Genomic DNA, 16,517 nt, shown 5'->3' on the forward strand with positions numbered 1-16,517 from the left:
GTCAGACAGGAGCCCGGCCCATGCGTTTCGCCCATCGTCACCTACTTGGCATCGAGCATCTGTCCCAATCCGACATCACCGCCATTCTGGACCTGGCCGAAAAATACGTCGATCTGAACCGGCAATCGGCCAAGCACTCGGACGTTCTGGCGGGGCTGACCCAGATCAACATGTTCTTCGAGAACTCGACCCGCACGCAGGCCAGTTTCGAACTGGCGGGCAAGCGGCTGGGTGCGGATGTGATGAACATGGCGATGCAGGCCAGCTCGATCAAGAAGGGCGAGACCTTGATCGACACGGCGATGACACTGAATGCTATGCATCCCGACCTGCTGGTGGTACGGCATCCGCATTCGGGCGCGGTGGACCTGCTGGCGCAGAAGGTCAACTGCGCGGTTCTGAATGCCGGCGACGGGCGGCACGAGCACCCCACGCAGGCGCTGCTGGATGCGCTGACCATCCGCCGGGCGAAGGGGCGGCTGCACCGGTTGAACGTTGCGATCTGCGGGGATGTCGCCCATTCCCGTGTGGCTCGGTCGAACCTGATCCTGCTGGGCAAGATGGAAAACCGCATCCGCCTGATCGGCCCGCCGACGCTAGTGCCCGCGCAATTCGCCGAATTCGGGGCCGAGATCTATGACGACATGACCGAGGGCCTGCGCGACGTGGACGTGGTGATGATGCTGCGCCTTCAGAAAGAGCGGATGGATGGCGGGTTCATCCCTTCGGAACGGGAATACTATCACCGCTATGGTCTGGACGCCGCCAAGCTGGCGCTGGCCAAGCCGGACGCCATCGTGATGCATCCCGGCCCGATGAACCGCGGGGTCGAGATCGACGGGACGCTGGCCGATGACATCAACCGCTCGGTCATCCAGGAACAGGTCGAGATGGGCGTCGCCGTGCGCATGGCCGCGATGGAGTTGCTGGCCCGCAACCTGAAGGAGGCAGCATGAGCGATCTGACCCTTTCCGCTGGTGAGCGCGGCGTGATCCGCCTGTTCGCGCTAGACATGCGCCCCGAAGAGGCGAAGTTCCTGCGCGAACCCGGCGCGGTGGATCAGGTTCTGGGCGTCTCGGGGCTGGACCCCCAGCAGATCGACGTGTTTCCGGTTTCCGACCTCGAGGATCTGGGCCTCTACGGCTATCTCAGCGAGGGCTGCGGCGTGTCCGAGGACCAGTTGGACAGGGCCAGGCTGGAGTCGGTCGACGGCTGGGTTCTGGTGCTGCGCAGCGCCGCTTTGGCTGGGCGCGCGGCCACATTGAACCCCGACCCGCGCCTGCGCCTGATCGGCCTTTACACCGAAGAGGCCACGAACTGGAGCGGCGGCACCATCGAAACCGAAAGCGCACGGCCATACTCGGCCGCGCCGAACCCGGTTTCGAGCGAGCAACCCCGCCGGACGGGATCGGCCGTGCTTGCCCTAATCATCCTGCTGGTCATCGGAGGTGCCCTGTGGCTGATCCTGTGACCTTTGCACCGGACAAGGGCGCCTATGTCCGCACCAACGCGTGGCTGGCCGCCGGCGCGATGGCGGGGGCGATGCTCGTGCTGTGGCTGATCGGAAATCCCTATGTCTGGACCGGCGCCCCGGCCGGTCTGGCGGCGGTGGGCGTCCGGGCGTGGTACCTGGCCTCGGAGGAACTGGTGGCCAACTGGCAGATGACCGACACCACCCTGACCGGACCCGGCGGGCGCAGCGTGCCGCTGAACCAGATCGCGGCCGTGAATATCATGGGCAGCTTCGTGCAGATCGTCACCAAAGGCGGCGACAAGCACCTGATCAAGTACCAGGCCGACCCGGCCGCCACCAAAGCCGCGATTGAAAGGGCAATGGCATGACCAACCTGATCTTCACCAACGCCCGCCTGATCGACCCCGAAGCCGGAACCGACGCGCTGGGCTGGCTGCATGTGGCCGACGGGCGCATCGTGGCCAGCGGCGACGGTCCGGCGCCCGAGACGGACGCGCAGGTGATCGATTGCGGCGGTCAGTGTCTGGCCCCCGGCATCGTCGATATCGGCGTCAAGGTCTGCGAGCCGGGCGAGCGGCACAAGGAAAGCTACAAATCCGCGGGTCTTGCCGCCGCGGCCGGAGGCGTGACCACAATGGTCACCCGCCCCGACACCCTGCCTGCGATCGACACGCCGGAAACGCTCGAATTCGTCACCCGACGCGCGCAGGCCGACACGCCCGTCAACGTGCTGACCATGGCCGCTCTGACCAAGGGCCGCGACGGGCGCGAGATGACCGAGATCGGGTTTCTGATGGATGCGGGCGCGGTGGCTTTTACAGACTGCGACCATGTGGTGACGGACACCAAGGTATTTTCCCGCGCGCTGACCTATGCCCGGGCCTGCGGCGCGCTTGTCATCGCCCACCCACAGGACCCGGGCCTGAGCCATGGCGCCGCGGCCACCAGCGGCAAGTTCGCCGCCCTGCGCGGTCTGCCCGCCGTTTCGCCCATGGCCGAGCGCATGGGGCTGGACCGCGACATCGCCTTGCTTGAAATGACCGGCGCGGCCTATCACGCCGATCAGATCACCACGGCCCGCGCCCTGCCCGCACTGGAACGGGCCAAACGCAACGGGCTGGACATCACCGCCGGCACCTCGATCCATCACCTGACGCTGAACGAGCTGGACGTGGCGGACTATCGCACCTTCTTCAAGGTCAAGCCGCCGCTGCGCTCCGAGGATGACCGGCAGGCGGTGATCGAGGCCGTGCGGTCCGGCCTGATCGACACGATCAGCTCGATGCACACGCCGCAGGACGAGGAAAGCAAACGCCTCCCGTTCGAAGAGGCGGCCTCGGGCGCGGTGGCGTTGGAAACCCTGCTGCCGGCCGCGCTGCGCCTTTATCATGCCGATCAACTGGACCTGCCGACCCTGTTCCGGGCCATGACACTGAATCCGGCGAAACGACTGGGGCTGGACTGCGGCCGCCTGAGCGCGGGCGCCCCGGCCGATCTGGTTCTGTTCGACCCGGATGTGCCCTTCGTGCTGGACCGGTTCACGCTGAAATCGAAATCGCAGAACACCCCGTTTGACGGACAGCGGATGCAGGGTAAGGTCACCGCAACCTACGTTGCAGGCAAAGAAATTTTCCGGAGATCCTGATGCCCGTTTTCGACAGCTCGACGACCCAACTGATTATCTGGGCCGCGATCGGATACCTGATGGGGTCGGTGCCTTATGGCATGATCGTTGCGCGGGTGATGGGGCTGGGCAACCTGCGCCAGATCGGTTCCGGCAATATTGGTGCCACCAACGTGTTGCGCACCGGCAGCAAGGCGGCGGCGGCACTGACTCTTCTGTTCGACGCCGGCAAAGGCGCGGTCGCGGTCCTGCTGGCCCGGGCACTGGCCGGCGACGATGCCGCCCAGGTCGCGGCGCTGGCGGCCTTTGTCGGCCATTGCTATCCAGTCTGGCTGAGCTTCAAGGGCGGCAAGGGCGTGGCAACGTTCCTGGGCCTGTGGCTGGCACTGGACTGGCGGGTGGGCGTTGCGTGTTGTCTGACATGGCTGGTCGCTGCTGCGATCTGGCGGATCTCGTCCCTCGGCGCGCTGGCCGCGGCAGCGCTGTCGACAACATGGGTTATGATCCTGACGGACGGGTCGACCTTTTTGCTGGGCGTCGTTCTGACGCTGCTGATTTACTGGCGCCACCGCGAAAACCTGGCCCGCATCAAGGCAGGAACAGAGCCCAAGATCGGGAAATCGTGACCGCGCCGGCCGACTTTTTGGACGCATTCTTTGCCTTGCCGGCGGGTTCGTTCACCGGAACCGCAAACGGTCGAAGCTATTCGGTCACGCGGCTGGCGATGGCCGGCGGCAAATCGCACAAGCTGGTCGCCCATGAACGGGGTGGTGCGGACTACATCAGTATGAACCTGTACCTGACTGATCAAAGCGGCGCTTTGCTGCGCCCCTGCGAGATGCCTGCCGCCAAGGTCGTACGCTTTGTTCTGGCCCTGGTACCCGACAGCTGAACCGCGGACCGATCTGCGCTTGCGAACAGACCGCCTGGTATTTCTGCACATTCACGTTTGATTGCTTTGAACGTGATCGACGCCTTTCCCACCTGAGTTTTCGTGACGCTCAATTACCGGGTGCACGAAACGCAATTTCGGTGCTGAAACGCCCGCGCTTGGACATGCCGGGCAGCCCGATCACGAAAGGTGGAACCATGAACAAGATCAAATCCCTGTTGGGCGGCGTTGCGCTGTCTGTGGCAATCGCAAGCTCGGCCCTGGCGGCCGGGGTAGAAATCAACGCCTCGTCGACCGGTTTGGCGATGCAGGGTTACGACCCGGTGGCGTATTTCACTGAAGGCGAGCCGACCAAAGGCAGCTACAAGATCACTGCGTTGCACAACGATGCGCTGTACCGTTTTGCCACCGAAGAGAACAAGGCCGCGTTCGAAGCCAATCCCGAGGCCTACCTGCCGGCCTACGGCGGCTACTGCGCCTTCGGAGCGGCCATGGGGTTCAAGTTTGACGGCGATCCGACCTACTGGAAGATCGTGGACAACAAGTTGTACCTGAACCTGTCGGAAGACATCCAGCAGCGTTGGGAAGGCGACATCCCCGGCTTCATCGAGAAAGCCAGCGTCAACTGGGAAACGATCGCCGACAAGGATCCGGCCGAACTGCAGCAATAATCTGCTGAATTGGCGGTAAGGATCGGCGGCAGAATGCTTCTGCCGCCGATCGTGATTTGAAGCCCCACGACCCCGAACCTATCTGATCAGAACAACACTCCAATAGGGCGGCCAGACGCCGACCTTGCGGAAATCCGGGTCGGAATCACAGCGAAAAACCAATGATCCGGCCCACCGACCGGAACGTAATGATCAATACAAACCTTCAGGCCAACCAAGGGCCGAGGCAGATAACTTCCAACGAAAGGATAGCAAGATGACGAGCAAACTGGCACTTTTGACCACCGTTGCAACTTTTGCAGCCGGCACCGCCATGGCGCAGTCCTCGGGCGATTGGACCGGGTTCTATGCGGGTGCGCAGGTCGGCTACGCGGATATCGGCACCAGCCTGTCCGGTGTGGACGGAGACGGGGCCATCGGCGGTCTCATCCTTGGTTACGACTATGATCTGGGCGACTGGGTCGTGGGTGGCGGCTTTGACTATGACTGGTCTGATGTCGACCTTTCGGGTGCCGCAACGGTCGAAGACGTCTGGCGGCTGAAAGCCCGCGCCGGCTACAAGGTCAACCCGCAGGGGCTGTTGTATGGTGTCGCCGGTTACGCAGATGCGGGAACCGACACGCTGGGCAGCGACGATGGATGGTTCATCGGCGCCGGTTATGAACAGATCGTCGCGCCGAACGTCAGCATCGCGGGCGAGCTGCTGTACCACGAGTTCGACAATTTCAACTCGACCGGTGTCGACGTGGATGCAACCACGTTTCAGATCCGGGCGGCATACCGCTTCTGATCTCTTGCGCAGAATCGAACGGGCCCGGCACAGCGTGCCGGGCCTTTTTCATGGCACCAGGATCGTGCTTCCGGTTGTCTGCCGCGCCTCCAATGCGCGGTGCGCCTCGGCAACCTGATCCAGTTCAAAGCGTTGATCGATGTGAATCTTGACCTCGGCGCCCGCCACCTTGCCGAACAGGCGCCGGGCCATGGCCTGACACACGGAATGGTCCGCGATATGGGTGAACAGCGTCGGCCGGGTGATCTTCAACGACCCTTTCTGCCCAAGAATGCCGATGTTGAATGGTGGCACGGGTCCAGACGCATTGCCGAAGGAAATCATCATCCCCAATGGCTTGAGGCAGTCCAGCGACCCTTCGAACGTATCGGCACCGACAGAGTCCATGACCGCATCGACCCCTTTTCCGCCGGTAATCTCGGCCACGCGGGACGCAAAATCCTCGGTCCGGTAGTTGATGCAGTGTGTGGCACCGTTGAACTGGGCCAGACGGCACTTGTCATCGGTCCCGGCCGTGCCGATCAGCTTGATGCCTTCGGATTTGGCCCACTGGCACGCGATCAGGCCGACACCCCCGGCGGCGGCATGGAACAGAACCGTATCACCACGTTTCAGCGGCGTGGTGCGGTGAAACAAGTATTCAACCGTCAAGCCCTTGAGCATCATGGCCGCCGCGGTCTCGAATGAGATTCCGCCGGGCAAGGGACACACCTGCGACGCGGGCATCACCCGCGCTTCGCAATAGGCACCGGCCGGCACCGCTGCATAGGCCGCCCGCTGGCCCGGTTTCAGATGCGTCACGCCTTCGCCGACCGCCTCGATCACCCCGGCGGCTTCCATTCCCAGCGCGTGCGGCAGTTCCATCGGATACAGACCGGTCCGCTGGTAGACATCAATAAAATTCAGACCGCAGGCGTGATGGCGGATCCGAACTTCACCCGGTCCCGGGTCACCCAACGGTCTATCCTCGATCTTCAGCACCTCGGGGCCGCCGGTTTCGTGAATGACTACGGTACGCGCCGTTTTCTGCATGCTGACCTCCTTTTGCCTGGATCCAAGCTATCACTTCGGCGCCGCAGGGCAATCCGGCGATCTCGCAAGGGTGAACCAGGATTGGAAAAAACTGTGGTACACTAGGGTCAGGCGTTGCCGGGTCATCCGGCCACGGGCAACTTTTCGCCGGATGCATCCTGCGGCGCACCTGCGCCAAGGAAAGGGATGACAATGGCAAAGACAATCGGAAACCCGATCAGTTGGACCGCGCAGCAACTCGGCGCGACCAGCGATCACATCGCTGAAAACGTAACGGGCATCGGCAGCGCTGACACCCAGCATCTGCCGACGGTACAAACGCTGACGCTGCAAGACTTGCGAGAAAGCCTGCGCGCCGGATACGAGGACTTTCTGGCGATACGGGCCGATGCCATTTTCATCGTTCTGATCTACCCGATCGCGGGGCTTTTGATGTTCGGATTCGCCATGCAAGCCAACATGGTGCCACTTCTGGCTCCTCTGGTGGCCGGGTTTGCGCTGATCGGTCCGGTCGCTGCACTGGGCTTGTACGAGATCAGCCGCAGGCGGGAACAGGGGCACGAGGTTCACTGGCTGGACGCGCTGGGTGTTTTCCGATCCCCCTCGTTCGGCGCCATAGTGGCACTGGCCTTTTATCTTGTCATGCTATTGCTGGTCTGGCTGATGGTGGCACACGGCATCTATGTCGAAACACTGGGTCCGCAGCCGCCAGAGACGCTGGGCCAATTTCTGACACAGGCTCTGACCACCGGCCCCGGCTGGACCATGATCATCGTCGGATCGGCGGTTGGGTTCCTGTTTGCTCTGGTGGCCTTGGCCGTCAGCGTTGTCAGCTTCCCGTTGCTGCTTGACCGCAAGGTCGGCCTGCCCGTGGCCGTTGTCACCTCGGTCCGGGTCCTGCGGCACAATCCGACCGTGATCCTGACCTGGGGTTTCATCGTCGCCGCGCTGCTGGTTCTTGGTGCGATCCCGCTGCTTTTGGGCCTGATCGTAGTGATGCCTGTCTTGGGGCACGCGACATGGCACCTCTATAGACGCGCCATCGCCTGAGCAAAGCGCGGGGCAACCCCCGCGCTGACATGCCTAGCCTGATACTTTCAAGACGATCTTGCCAATGTGGCCGGAGCTTTCCATGCGGGCATGTGCAGCGGCGGCATCGGCCAGATCAAATTCGCTGTCCATGACCGGGGCAACTTTTCCAGCCTCAAGCAGCGGCCAGACCGCCTCATGGAGATCCTGCGCGATGCGTGCTTTGGCCAGATCGCTCTGTGGCCGCAGCGTACTGCCAGTCAGGGTCAGGCGTTTGACCATCATCAGCGCAAAGTTCAACTCGACGACGGGTCCTTGCAGAAACGCGATCTGAACCAGCCTGCCATCTTCGGCCAACGCCTTGACGTTGCGAGGGATGTAATCGCCGCCAACCATGTCGAGAATCAGATCCGCCCCACCTTCGGCCCGCATGGCAGCAACAAAATCCTCGGACTTGTAGTTGATCGCCCTCTCGGCCTCCAGGTCCAGACAGGCCTGGCATTTCTCGTCCGAACCGGCCGTCACGAAGACCCGGGCTCCGAAAGCGTTGGCCAGCTGAATGGCCGTGGTGCCGATCCCGCTCGATCCACCATGTACAAGGAACCGTTCGCCAGCCTTCAGCCCGCCGCGAGTGAACACGTTTGACCAGACCGTAAAAAAGGTTTCGGGCAGGCAGGCGGCCTGTTTCAGGCTCAGGCCCGAGGGCACAGGCAGGCAGTGTGCCGCCGGTGTCGCCACGTACTCGGCATACCCGCCGCCAGGCAACAACGCACAGACCTGATCCCCCAGTGCCAACCCCGAGACGCCGGACCCGATGGCCACCACCTCGCCCGAAGCCTCAAGCCCGGGAAGGTCGCTGGCCCCCGGCGGCGGATCATAGGCCCCGGCCCGCTGCAGAGCGTCCGGGCGGTTGACGCCGGCATAGGCCACTTTCAGAACCACCTGACCGTGACCCGGCTCGGGCATGGGGCGTTCCGTCAACTTGAGAACGTCCGGACCTCCGGGCGTGGTGATCTCAATGGCGCGCATCATCTGGGGCATTGGCAAAACTCCTTTGCGCAATGGGTATCAGGCGAATCGGAAAAGGCCCAGCAGCAAGAGGCGGTTACTTGCGCGGGTTCAGAAGACCCGGCAGATCGGCCCGCATCCTAACTGGCGCCCGGACCTGACCTGCCAGCCAGTTGGGAACCGCAAGAAAAGGTTTGAACAGCGGATTGTTGTTCACCTGCGCCTTGAGCTTCTCGAACTGCATCACATCCGCAATGCGGCGATCCAGGAATTCCCATGTGCGCTGGTGGTCCGGGCTGTCATCGCCCAACCAGAACAACAGGGTCGAGGAATACACACCCGACAGTGTCGCGCGTTTGGTGTACCAATTGACATCATCCGAAGTGTCGCCCAGCGCATCCCAGATCAGGTCACAGGTGCCCCAGACCGCTTTGGCGCCATCTGCTGCATATGACGGCAACGAAAACAAAGCCACACCTCGGCGCACCGCCTCCCTGTCGGGGACCGCCTGCAGGCGGAAGCGCACCGCGGCGGCAATCCTGTCGCGGAACTTCAGGTCGCTCAGGTCCTCTGACTTCAGCCGTTCAAGCATCTCGGCGTCCCCGCGGGCGTGAAATGCGAGCGCCAGATCCACGGCGCCCCGCGGGCAGATGATCCGGGCCAGACCTTCGTCCAGATCGCAGTCGGCAATGGCCGCGCGAAAGCTCTCTTCGGACCAACCATCAAAAGGAATATGGGTCAGAATTGCGTCCAGCAATTGCTGTTTTGCATCTTCATAGGTCACGGTCATGGCGGTCCTCCGACTGTTGGGCCCAGTACTAGACAAGTTAGGTCCGCTTTGCTATACGGCCAACTCCTGCAATTTCCTTGCAACTCTATCTAGAAAGGTGGTGACAACCACATGCAGGTTAGTGTTCGCGACAACAATGTCGATCAGGCGCTTCGTGCCCTGAAGAAAAAGCTGCAGCGCGAAGGCGTGTTCCGTGAAATGAAGCTGAAGCAACATTTCGAGAAACCGTCCGAGAAAAAAGCGCGCGAGAAAGCTGAAGCGATCCGCCGTGCCCGTAAACTGGCACGCAAGAAAGCCCAGCGCGAAGGTCTGCTCTAAGATCTTCCTCGGCCAGCTTTGGATGACACTATTTGACGACCCCCGAGGCATCGCCCGGGGGTTTGTCGTTTCAATAAATCTTGGGCACGTACAATTCGTCCGGCAGAACCCGCCGTTCATACTCGGGATTGTATTTCCGATCCGGCAGAGTGACCTTTTCGTGGGGTACCTCTTCGTACGGAATCTTGGTCAGAATATGCTCCATGCAGTTCAACCTTTCCCGCTTTTTGTCGTTGCCTTCGACAATGTACCAGGGGGCCTCGGGAATGTTGGTTCGGAACAGCATGTCTTCCTTGGCCTTGGTATAGTCTTCCCAGCGGATCCGCGATTCCAAGTCCATCGGTGACAGTTTCCACTGCTTCATCGGATCGTGGATTCGCATCAGAAAGCGCAGTTGCTGTTCTTCGTCCGTGATCGAGAACCAGTATTTCAGCAAAATGATCCCCGACCGAACCAACATGCGCTCGAATTCAGGAACATCCTGAAAGAACTGCTCGACCTGGGCCTCGGTGGCGAAGCCCATCACCCGTTCGACGCCCGCCCGGTTGTACCACGACCGGTCGAACAGAACGATCTCACCCGCCGCCGGCAAATGCGGCACATAGCGTTGAAAATACCATTGGCTCTGCTCGCGCCGGCTGGGGGCAGGCAAAGCAACGACACGTGCAACCCGCGGGTCCAGCCGTTGGGTGATCCGCTTGATTACCCCGCCCTTTCCAGCGCTGTCGCGCCCTTCGAACAGGATGCAAACCTTGGCGCCGGTATGCTGCACCCAGTCCTGAACCTTGATCAGCTCGGCCTGCAGGCGCAACAGGTTGCGGAAATAGACCTTGCGATCCAGCATTTCAGGATGCTGTTCGCGATAGATCTTGCGAACCTCCATCGACAGCATGGGTTCACTGAACTCGATCTCAAAATCCTCGTCCAGTGTGTCCTGCAACTCGGCTTCCAGCCAATCGTCGACTGTGTTCTCATAGTCTTCAGCCAAGGGCCTGCTCCTTATCTTTCAACAGTCTCGGACCATATCGGGTACGTGTAACCGGCCAATGTCATGCCGACCTGTTTCCCGCCCCGAAGGCCAATATTGAACCGGCTCAACGGCAGATACAACCGCATCGGCAAGACTGCCGCACCAGGGTCAAACAGGCAGTGCGGTCGTCTTGAAAACGGTCCGCAGGGCGAACGAGCTTTGCATTTGCGCAACTCCGGGCAGGCGCGACAGATACTGGCGGTGGATGCGCGCAAAATCCTCGGTGTTTTCGGCGACCACCTTCAGAACATAATCCGCCGACCCGGCCATCAGGTGACACTCCAGAACGTCCGGAATGCGCCGGACCGCCCGCTCGAAGGCCTCGAGCACCTCCTCGGCCTGACCCTGCAATGTGATTTCGACGAATACGGTTGTCGGCACCCCCAGTTTGCGCGCATTCAACAGCGCGACATAATCCCGGATATAGCCTTCCGCCTCAAGCCGCTGGACCCGGCGATGGCAGGCCGACGGTGAAAGGTTGACCTGCTCGGACAGTTCCGCGTTCGACATTCGCCCCTTGCGCTGAAGGGCCGCCAGAATCTTTCGGTCAGTCGCATCAAGTGACATTCACGCACATCCGTTGCATGATTTTCTCATTTCATCGAAAAATTTCCCAGATATTAGCGCATCTGCGCACCGAGTTTCACAGAAATTGCGCCGCTTTCTGCACATAATTTGTGCAGTTTATGAATGGAGAGCCCCATGAAAATCGGTTGCCCAAAGGAAATCAAACCGCAGGAATTCCGCGTCGGCATGACCCCCAACGCCGCGCAGGAAGCGGTTGCCCGTGGTCACGAGGTCATCATCGAAACCGGCGCCGGGCTGGGTTCAGGCTTTGACAACGACGCCTACGTCGCCGCAGGCGCGCGCATCGTGGACACCGCGGAAGAGGTGTTCGCGACCGCCGACATGATCGTCAAGGTCAAGGAACCGCAAGCGGTCGAGCGCAAGATGCTGCGCGAAGGCCAGCTGCTGTTCACCTACCTGCACCTTGCGCCCGACCCTGAGCAAACCCACGATTTGCTGGCCTCGGGCTGCACGGCGATCGCCTATGAAACGGTGACGGATTCCAACGGTGGTCTGCCGCTGCTTGCCCCGATGTCCGAAGTCGCAGGTCGTCTGGCCCCGCAAGTGGGTTCGTGGACCCTGCAAAAAGCCAATGGCGGGCGCGGCGTTCTGATGGGCGGCGTCCCCGGTGTGGGCCCGGCCAAGGTTGTCGTGATCGGTGGCGGCGTCGTCGGCACGCATGCGGCTCAGGTGGCGGCGGGCATGGGCGCTGATGTGACCGTTCTGGACCGTTCGCTGCCGCGCCTTCGTTATCTGGACGACGTCTTCGGTGGCCGGTTCAAGAACCAGTACTCGACCGCCGGTGCTACGGCCGAGCTGATCCAGTCGGCGGATATGGTGATCGGGGCCGTTCTGATCCCGGGCGCGGCCGCCCCGAAACTGATCACCCGCGAGCAATTGTCGACCATGAAGCCGGGCGCTGTGCTTGTCGACGTTGCCATCGACCAGGGCGGCTGTTTCGAAACCTCCAAGGCAACGACACACGCCGATCCGATCTATGAGGTCGATGGCATCATGCACTACTGCGTGGCCAATATGCCGGGTGCGGTGGCACGGACCTCGACCATCGCGCTGGGGAACGCAACAATGCCGTTCATGCTGGCGCTGGCCGACAAGGGCTGGAAACAGGCATGTCAGGACGATCCCCACCTTCTGGCGGGCCTCAACGTGCATGCCGGCCAGTTGACCTACTATGCCGTAGGCAAGGCACTGGGGATCGACGTGGTTTCGCCCGCAATGGTCGTCAAGGCCTGATCGAAACGCAACAGCGCCGCGCATCTGCGCGGCGCTTGGCCCAACCGGAGAAGGGCATTTCCAATGCCCGACGGACGGGCGGGAGCATTCAGCCCTCTTTGTGGATTTCCACCGAGTGCGGGTAGGGAATCGAAATGCCCTTGCTGTCAAAGGCCTCCTTGACGGCCTTGGTCAGATCAAACTTGACGTCCCAATAGTCGGCGGCCGCGCACCACAACCGCGCGGTCAGATCTACCGAGCTGTCTCCCAAGTTGGTCACACGCACCCAGGGCTCGGGGTCCGAGTGTATGCGCTTGTCCGACTTGGCCACATCCAGAATGATCTTCATGGCCGCATCCGCACTGTCGCCATAGTCGATCCCGAACACCAGATCGACACGCCGCGTGTCGTGGGCCGAGTAGTTGGTGATGATCGACCCCCAGGCCTGACCGTTGGGAACGATGATCTGCACATTGTCGGGCGTGACCAGTTCGGTCGTGAACAGGTTCAGGTCCTTCACCGTGCCAGCTGTCCCACCGATATCCACGAATTGACCCAGCTTGTATGGCCGGAAGACCACCAGCATCACACCTGCGGCTAGATCGCTGAGCGTGCCCTGCAGCGCAAGGCCGATGGCCAGCGAAGCGGCACCCAGAATGGCAACGATACTCGTCGCTTCGATCCCGAAGATGCCAAGCACAGCAACCAGAACAATGGCCAGGATCACCCATTTGACCGTGCTGGCAACGAAATTCCCCAAAGTCGGATCGATTTGCGGGGTCGAATTAATTCGGCGGCGAACGATCCCTGCGATCATGCCAGCGGCTATCCAGCCGACAACAAGAACGATCAGGGCTTTGACCGCGCTCATGATCAATGGGGCAAATGCCCCTACCTGCGTCACGACCTCATCCACGGGCGTCTCCTTTCCAACAGCAACAAACCCGCGACTTTTGCGCGGGGTTTCCGCAACATTGGGCGATAAAACCGCACAGGTCTAGGTTTGAAATGTCCCGGATTTCCCCGCTGTGCTTCAGCAAACAGTCGCTGCCCGGGATTGCACAGACCGCCATCTAACAATTCGCCCCCGAAAGCCTAGCTTGCAATAGTACCCGAACAAGGAGCTTGCCATGCTGGACACCGCCACCTTCCCGATCATGACCAAATGGCCCCCGCATTCGCCAGAGCAGATCCAACTCTATTCCTTCCCGACGCCGAACGGCGTGAAGGTGTCCATCATGCTCGAAGAAACCGGCCTGCCTTACGAGGCGCACAGGGTCACCCTGTCAGACGCCGACGTCAAAAGCCCCGAGTTTCTTTCGCTGAACCCAAACAACAAGATTCCGGCGATCATCGATCCTGACGGCCCGGACGGACAGCCCTTGGCGCTGTTCGAAAGTGGTGCGATCCTGCTGTACCTGGCCGAGAAAACCGGCAAGTTCCTCGGCCAGAACACGGCCGACAAGTATCGGATCACGCAATGGCTGATGTTTCAGATGGGCGGCGTGGGCCCGATGTTCGGGCAACTGGGTTACTTCCACAAGTTCGCCGGCAGCGCGATCGAAGACCCGCGCCCGCGCGAGCGGTATATCAACGAGGCCAAACGGCTGCTGAATGTCATCGAGACCCAGTTGCACGGGCAGGACTGGATCGCCGGTGAGTACTCAATTGCCGATATCGCTTTGGCCCCGTGGCTGCGCGGCCTTGATTTCTACGGCGCCAAAAAATTGGTCGGCTGGGACGATCATCGCAACACCATCGCCTATCTGAACCGGTTCCTGGACCGGCCCGCGGTTCAAAAGGGTCTGGTCACGCCTCCGCGCGGGTAAGGGATCACGCCGTCGCCGCCTTGCAAGCGGCGTCGGCATTCCGTGCCATCAACCAGGCAGTTTCCCGGTCAGCACATAGCGCAGAATCTCGACCACCTGACGGGGCTCCTCGGCCACCGCCAACGCGGCGGCATCGACCTCTTTCAGCGCATGTTGATGGTCGGGGCCGTGCAACACGATGATCGACTTGCCCAGGGCCGCAGCATAGCCCGCGTCAAAGGCCGCGTTCCACTGCTTGTACTTGTCGCCGAACCGCACCACGACGACGTCGGCATCGGCGATCCCCTTGCGGGTACGGATCGCGTTGACCATCGCGCCTTTGTGGTCGTGCCAGTATTTGTTCGGCTCGGCCCCCAGAATGGCGACCCCGCAATCGTCGCTGGCCGCATGATCGGTCACCGGGCCGTTGAACGTGACATCCAGCCCCTGCGCGCCTTCGATGATCTGTTCGCGCCAATCCGTGTGGATCTCGCCCGACAGGTAGACATTCAAACCCATTGCAGCCTCCGCATTTTGCTTCTGGCCCTGTTTACTGTCCAAACCCGCAAAGCCCAATGCGGAAGTTGCCTGCCGATGCGGCGCTGGCGTCACAGTTTGCGGGCCACCAGATAGCGCGAGGGCGGTTTCGCCGGGAAGTTCCCGCTTTCGATAATCTCGAACCCGGCCTTTTCAATGGTCGTTTCCAGCGTCTTGATGTCGAATTGACTAACGAATGGCGCCTTGCCCAAAAGCTGCATGATCGGCAGCAGCAGCTTCAGCAAGCCGAACTTGAACCCCAATCCACCCTGGGCAAGGCAGGGCGTTTTTGAAATGAACAGACCGCCGGGTTTCAACACCTCATGAACCCCGGCCAGCGTCGCCTCCAGATCCCGGATCAGGTGCAGCAGATTGAACGCCATCACCACATCATAGGCCCAATTCGGGGGGCGGTTCGCGTCGGCCTCGACAAAGACGACGTTTTCGATCTGCTCCTCTTGCGCCAGCCTGCGGCCCACGGCCAACATGCCCGGAGAGACATCGCTCGCCGTGATCGTATCCGCATGGCCGGACAGACGCAGCGCGGTGCGCCCGGTTCCGCAGCCCAGTTCCAGCACCTGATCGGTCGGCTTCAGATAGGACACCGTGCGTTGCAACGTGTGCTCGTAGGACTCCATGTCCCGGATCGGGGATTTCGCGTATTTCTCGGCGATTCCGTCCCAGAATTTGGCTGTGGCGGTCATGTAGGCTCTCCTTTGAGCGCAAGGTAGTGATACGCGTTTCAAAGGTGAATTGCCGAAATTCGCAGAATCCTTATACATTCATGCATGGATGATCCGCGCAAATTCGACTGGAACCATATCCGCGCCTTTCTGGCCACGGCCGAGACCGGCTCGCTTTCGGCGGCGGCACGGCGATTGGACCAGACGCAACCGACCCTCAGCCGCCAGATCGCCGCGCTTGAATTCGACCTGGGCGTGATGCTGTTCGAACGGGTCGGCCGATCACTTCAGATCACCACCGCCGGGATCGAGCTGTTGGAGCACACCCGGACCATGGGCGCCGCCGCAGATCGCATTGCGCTGGCCGCGTCCGGTCAGGCGCAGTCGATCGAAGGGCAGGTGCGGATCACCGCAAGCGACGTGATGTCGGCCTATATCCTACCGGATCTGCTTCGCGAGATTCGCGCGCAAGCTCCGAAACTGCGGATCGACGTGATCGCCGCGAACGACATTCGCGATCTGATGCGGCGCGAGGCGGATATCGCCATCCGACATGTCCGCCCCGACCAGCCCGACCTGATCGCAAAACTGGTGCAGGAGGCTGACGGGCATTTCTATGCCGCCACCGCCTACCTGAACCGGGCTGGACGCCCCAAGTCACTGTCGGACCTGTCCCGGCACGAGTTCATCAGTTTCGGCGACACCGCGCAGATGATCGCCTATTTCGAACCGATCGGCCTGCATCTGACCGAAGAAAACTTCCGGCTAGGGTCGCAGAACGGCATCGTCTCATGGGAGTTTGCCCGGCAGGGCTTTGGCATCGCGCCCATGTCCGAGCCGGTGGGCGATGCCACACCGGGTATGGAGCGCGTCCTTCCCGACATGGAGCCGCTGCGGTTCCCGATCTGGCTGACCACCCACCGCGAGCTGCATACCAGCCGGCGCATTCGGCTAGTCTTTGACCTGCTGGCAGAGTTCTTCGCAAAATGAAACACGCGCACCATCGGCGCGCGTGTCTCTTCGGGTTAGAG

21 protein-coding genes are annotated in these 16,517 nt (G+C 61.5%); 13 read left to right on the plus strand and 8 right to left on the minus strand.

Features of this window, described 5'->3' with window-relative positions:
* Window positions 1-20 precede the first annotated feature (20 nt).
* The 8 genes from ACR0IR_RS14680 (at window position 21) to ACR0IR_RS14715 (ending at window position 5,451) form a co-directional block, all read left to right on the plus strand.
* Window positions 21-956: an aspartate carbamoyltransferase catalytic subunit gene (locus ACR0IR_RS14680; RefSeq protein ID WP_005979082.1), complete on the plus strand. Its 936-nt coding sequence runs from the start codon at window positions 21-23 to the stop codon at window positions 954-956.
* The gene (locus tag ACR0IR_RS14685) at window positions 953-1,471 is read left to right on the plus strand and encodes a hypothetical protein (RefSeq protein ID WP_170365478.1); all 519 of its coding nucleotides are present in this window, start codon (window positions 953-955) and stop codon (window positions 1,469-1,471) included. Before ACR0IR_RS14680 ends, ACR0IR_RS14685 begins: the two co-directional genes overlap by 4 nt.
* Window positions 1,456-1,842, plus strand: a complete 387-nt coding sequence (locus ACR0IR_RS14690; protein WP_367646421.1) for a hypothetical protein — start codon at window positions 1,456-1,458, stop codon at window positions 1,840-1,842. The genes ACR0IR_RS14685 and ACR0IR_RS14690 overlap by 16 nt, the downstream gene beginning before the upstream one ends.
* Window positions 1,839-3,119, plus strand: a complete 1,281-nt coding sequence (gene pyrC / locus ACR0IR_RS14695; protein ID WP_170365479.1) for a dihydroorotase — start codon at window positions 1,839-1,841, stop codon at window positions 3,117-3,119. Before ACR0IR_RS14690 ends, pyrC begins: the two co-directional genes overlap by 4 nt.
* Window positions 3,119-3,724 (plus strand): glycerol-3-phosphate 1-O-acyltransferase PlsY, encoded by a 606-nt coding sequence (plsY, locus tag ACR0IR_RS14700; RefSeq protein WP_170365480.1) that lies wholly within the window; start codon window positions 3,119-3,121, stop codon window positions 3,722-3,724. The genes pyrC and plsY overlap by 1 nt, the downstream gene beginning before the upstream one ends.
* Window positions 3,721-3,990: a hypothetical protein gene (locus ACR0IR_RS14705; protein WP_170365483.1), complete on the plus strand. Its 270-nt coding sequence runs from the start codon at window positions 3,721-3,723 to the stop codon at window positions 3,988-3,990. Before plsY ends, ACR0IR_RS14705 begins: the two co-directional genes overlap by 4 nt.
* A 197-nt stretch (window positions 3,991-4,187) precedes the next feature.
* Window positions 4,188-4,661 (plus strand): YHS domain-containing (seleno)protein, encoded by a 474-nt coding sequence (locus tag ACR0IR_RS14710; protein ID WP_093963550.1) that lies wholly within the window; start codon window positions 4,188-4,190, stop codon window positions 4,659-4,661.
* Between the two features lie 256 nt (window positions 4,662-4,917).
* On the plus strand, window positions 4,918-5,451 hold the full coding sequence (locus ACR0IR_RS14715; protein WP_093963551.1) for an outer membrane protein: 534 nt from the start codon (window positions 4,918-4,920) through the stop codon (window positions 5,449-5,451).
* Window positions 5,452-5,499: 48 nt separating this feature from the next.
* Here ACR0IR_RS14715 and ACR0IR_RS14720 read toward each other — a convergent pair whose 3' ends face one another.
* Window positions 5,500-6,483, minus strand: a complete 984-nt coding sequence (locus ACR0IR_RS14720) for a quinone oxidoreductase family protein (protein ID WP_093963552.1) — start codon at window positions 6,481-6,483, stop codon at window positions 5,500-5,502.
* Window positions 6,484-6,675: 192 nt separating this feature from the next.
* On the opposite strand from ACR0IR_RS14720, the gene ACR0IR_RS14725 reads away from it, so the two are divergent.
* The gene (locus ACR0IR_RS14725; protein ID WP_170365485.1) at window positions 6,676-7,533 is read left to right on the plus strand and encodes a DUF2189 domain-containing protein; all 858 of its coding nucleotides are present in this window, start codon (window positions 6,676-6,678) and stop codon (window positions 7,531-7,533) included.
* A 33-nt stretch (window positions 7,534-7,566) separates the two neighbouring features.
* On the opposite strand, the gene ACR0IR_RS14730 is transcribed toward ACR0IR_RS14725, so the two are convergent.
* A complete protein-coding gene (locus ACR0IR_RS14730; RefSeq protein ID WP_170365487.1) occupies window positions 7,567-8,553 on the minus strand; it encodes an NAD(P)H-quinone oxidoreductase in 987 nt (328 codons plus the stop codon).
* Window positions 8,554-8,617: 64 nt separating this feature from the next.
* Window positions 8,618-9,310: a COQ9 family protein gene (locus ACR0IR_RS14735; RefSeq protein WP_170365489.1), complete on the minus strand. Its 693-nt coding sequence runs from the start codon at window positions 9,308-9,310 to the stop codon at window positions 8,618-8,620.
* Between the two features lie 111 nt (window positions 9,311-9,421).
* Here ACR0IR_RS14735 and rpsU point away from each other — a divergent pair, with 111 nt between their 5' ends.
* Entirely contained in the window at window positions 9,422-9,628 is a 207-nt protein-coding gene (gene rpsU, locus ACR0IR_RS14740) for a 30S ribosomal protein S21 (protein WP_005614280.1), read from the plus strand.
* Between the two features lie 70 nt (window positions 9,629-9,698).
* Here the strand turns inward: rpsU and ppk2 are convergent, their stop codons facing one another.
* Both ppk2 and ACR0IR_RS14750 read right to left on the minus strand, forming a co-directional pair.
* Window positions 9,699-10,616: a polyphosphate kinase 2 gene (gene ppk2, locus ACR0IR_RS14745; RefSeq protein ID WP_170360005.1), complete on the minus strand. Its 918-nt coding sequence runs from the start codon at window positions 10,614-10,616 to the stop codon at window positions 9,699-9,701.
* Window positions 10,617-10,766: 150 nt separating this feature from the next.
* A complete protein-coding gene (locus ACR0IR_RS14750; RefSeq protein WP_093963556.1) occupies window positions 10,767-11,225 on the minus strand; it encodes an Lrp/AsnC family transcriptional regulator in 459 nt (152 codons plus the stop codon).
* A 135-nt stretch (window positions 11,226-11,360) separates the two neighbouring features.
* Here ACR0IR_RS14750 and ald point away from each other — a divergent pair, with 135 nt between their 5' ends.
* Window positions 11,361-12,479: an alanine dehydrogenase gene (gene ald / locus ACR0IR_RS14755; protein WP_170342313.1), complete on the plus strand. Its 1,119-nt coding sequence runs from the start codon at window positions 11,361-11,363 to the stop codon at window positions 12,477-12,479.
* A gap of 88 nt (window positions 12,480-12,567) precedes the next feature.
* On the opposite strand, the gene ACR0IR_RS14760 is transcribed toward ald, so the two are convergent.
* Window positions 12,568-13,374: a mechanosensitive ion channel family protein gene (locus tag ACR0IR_RS14760; RefSeq protein WP_170343032.1), complete on the minus strand. Its 807-nt coding sequence runs from the start codon at window positions 13,372-13,374 to the stop codon at window positions 12,568-12,570.
* Window positions 13,375-13,588: 214 nt separating this feature from the next.
* On the opposite strand from ACR0IR_RS14760, the gene ACR0IR_RS14765 reads away from it, so the two are divergent.
* The gene (locus tag ACR0IR_RS14765; RefSeq protein WP_170365491.1) at window positions 13,589-14,287 is read left to right on the plus strand and encodes a glutathione S-transferase family protein; all 699 of its coding nucleotides are present in this window, start codon (window positions 13,589-13,591) and stop codon (window positions 14,285-14,287) included.
* A 48-nt stretch (window positions 14,288-14,335) separates the two neighbouring features.
* Here the strand turns inward: ACR0IR_RS14765 and ACR0IR_RS14770 are convergent, their stop codons facing one another.
* Window positions 14,336-14,785: a YtoQ family protein gene (locus ACR0IR_RS14770; RefSeq protein ID WP_170365493.1), complete on the minus strand. Its 450-nt coding sequence runs from the start codon at window positions 14,783-14,785 to the stop codon at window positions 14,336-14,338.
* Between the two features lie 89 nt (window positions 14,786-14,874).
* Window positions 14,875-15,507 (minus strand): class I SAM-dependent methyltransferase, encoded by a 633-nt coding sequence (locus tag ACR0IR_RS14775; RefSeq protein ID WP_170365495.1) that lies wholly within the window; start codon window positions 15,505-15,507, stop codon window positions 14,875-14,877.
* Window positions 15,508-15,591: 84 nt separating this feature from the next.
* Here ACR0IR_RS14775 and ACR0IR_RS14780 point away from each other — a divergent pair, with 84 nt between their 5' ends.
* Window positions 15,592-16,476: a LysR family transcriptional regulator gene (locus ACR0IR_RS14780; protein ID WP_170365496.1), complete on the plus strand. Its 885-nt coding sequence runs from the start codon at window positions 15,592-15,594 to the stop codon at window positions 16,474-16,476.
* The last annotated feature ends 41 nt before the right edge of the window (window positions 16,477-16,517 follow it).

It is taken from the genome of Ruegeria sp. CF2 (assembly GCF_056537385.1).